Raw genomic sequence first — 1,527 nt, forward strand, 5'->3', positions numbered from 1 at the left:
CGCATCCGGCCAGTCGAAGCGCGCGGCCGCCGTCGGCTTCGACTGGCCGGATGCGGCCCAGGTGCTCGCCAAGGTGCGCGAGGAGGTGGACGAGGTCGAGGAGAGTCTGGGTGCGGGCGAGCCGGAGGCGGTGTTCGAGGAGATCGGCGACCTCTTGTTCTCCGTGGCCAACCTCGCCCGCCATGCCGGGGTCGATCCGGAGGAGGCCCTGCGCCGGGGCACCCTCAAATTCGAGCGCCGCTTCACCGCCATGGCCGACCGCCTCGCCGCCGGAGGGCATGTCCTTGGGGAGACCGCCCTCCCCGCCATGGAAGCGGCGTGGCAGGCGGTGAAGCGCGACGAGAAGGCCTGACCCTGCCTCCGGCCGATCGGACCGGAGGCAGGGTCAGGAGCCCGCGCGGCGCCTGAGCGAAGCCCAAATCCGCCATCCCGAAGGGATCTCAACCGGATTTGGTGTGACAGCCCGGCTTGGCGGGCCCCACGGCGCCCGCTCAGGGGCGGGGCGATCCGGGGCCCTCGCCGTCTTCCGCCCCGGCCTGCCGCCGCGATGGAGACGAGCCGCCCGCGATCCGGTCGAGGAGGACGTCAAGGAGGACGTGGGGCACGGTCAGGGCGGACAGCATCTGCAGGGTGAGGGTCAGAAGGGTGGCCACGGCACCGGGCGAGCCGGGCGCGTAGAGCGGCCACAGAGCGGCGCCGAGCAGGAGGGTCAGTCCGAAGACCGGCAGCGAGGCCAGGACGGCCCGGTCCATCGTGTCGACCGCAGGGGCCTTCGTCCTGTCGCGCACCAGCGCCCGCATGTGCCGCGGGCCGTGAAGGCCGACGAAGTACAGGGTGAAGGCGGTCAGCGGCGGCAGCAGCCAGAAGGCGGCGGCGAGAAGGAGGATCTCGGCCATCACGGCCCGCCGCGGCGGCCGCGTGGCGAGCCAGAGCCCGGCCAAAGCGAGCCAGAGCCAGGCGGCCTCCGTCCACCAGCCGGGGAGCTGCAGCATCGGCACGCGCGCGACGACGGCGAAGATTCCGGCGGTGTCTTCGGGATGCAGCAGGGCCGGCAGCGCGACCGGAAGCCCGCCCCGCACCAGCGCTTCGAGACGGCGCCCCGGGCCGGCATCTTCCTCGCCGAAATGCAGGACCGACAAAGCCAGGAAGCCGGCCAGGGTGGTCAGGGGCGCGACCTGCCATGCCAGGAGAACCAGGGCCGAGAGCCCGAGATAGGGCACGGCGAACAGCCCGAACCACAGTCTTCCGCCGCGGGGCCGCAGCAGGGGCGCCGCGACCGCCCCGTCCAGGGCACCGTGCGGAACCCCGAGCACGATCACGGCGACGAGCGCCACGAGCCAGGACGCCTCCCGCGGCAGGAGAGCGGAGGCGATGAGGCCGAACGCGACGAGGGCGCCGATCAGGGGCGGGGGCCGCAGCCCGGCGGCGCGCGCGGGGGGACGGCTCGCCCGGATGCGCCCCACGGGAGCGGGAACGGCCGAGCGAGCCGCCATAGTCACGGGTTCTTATTAACTCTATAACTTGCCG

General features: G+C 73.3%; 2 protein-coding genes. One reads left to right on the forward strand and one right to left on the reverse strand.

Annotation, left to right across the window (positions count from 1 at the left end; genetic code table 11):
• On the forward strand, positions 1-352 hold a 352-nt coding region (locus MZTS_RS24370), incomplete at its 5' end, for a MazG nucleotide pyrophosphohydrolase domain-containing protein (protein WP_281397102.1).
• Between the two features lie 139 nt (positions 353-491).
• On the opposite strand, the gene MZTS_RS24375 is transcribed toward MZTS_RS24370, so the two are convergent.
• A complete protein-coding gene (locus MZTS_RS24375) occupies positions 492-1,493 on the reverse strand; it encodes a Brp/Blh family beta-carotene 15,15'-dioxygenase (RefSeq protein ID WP_009864028.1) in 1,002 nt (333 codons plus the stop codon).
• Positions 1,494-1,527 lie beyond the last annotated feature (34 nt).

It is taken from the genome of Methylorubrum zatmanii (assembly GCF_014845115.1).
In the GTDB taxonomy this organism is placed as follows: Bacteria; Pseudomonadota; Alphaproteobacteria; order Rhizobiales; family Beijerinckiaceae; genus Methylobacterium; species Methylobacterium zatmanii.

What these genes read in the sequence shown, in the direction of transcription:
- MZTS_RS24375 (WP_009864028.1), bottom strand. Translation starts at nt 1,493, where the DNA reads ATGGCGGCTCGCTCGGCCGTTCCCGCTCCCGTGGGGCGCATCCGGGCG.